Here is a 336-nt window from a genome sequence, read left to right as displayed (position 1 = left end):
TGCTATGAAGCTGGCTCTTCAGAGATCACATTCGGCAGGACCTGGAATCAAGCACAATTCGAATCGGCATATTATGAGCATTTTAAAACGCACATCATTCCAGAGTTTTTGAGCGAGTACTTTTCATCATGAGCGAACAAAGAATTCTCTTACTCTCAGTATTTGCATCAACATTCTTTGCCGTTTTTGGATTGGTATTAGGCATCGTCAGCGGCTCTGGCATGATCCTATTTGATGCCGTTTATTTAGCGATGAATATCGGCTTAACCGTTCTGTCTATGCACATCATCAAAGTGGTTGAAGCAGGACAATCACCAAGATTCCCTTATGGCAAAT

The 336-nt window shown here is 41.7% G+C and carries 1 protein-coding gene; it reads left to right on the top strand.

Going from position 1 to position 336, the window contains the following annotated elements; genetic code table 11:
- Positions 1-128 precede the first annotated feature (128 nt).
- The coding region (locus tag A3762_RS06765; protein ID WP_197469101.1) for a cation transporter at positions 129-336 on the top strand (208 nt) is incomplete at its 3' end.

This window comes from Oleiphilus sp. HI0125 (assembly GCF_001635355.1).
Note: the sequence above shows the minus strand (reverse complement) of the source record. Positions and strands in the feature narration are given on the sequence as shown.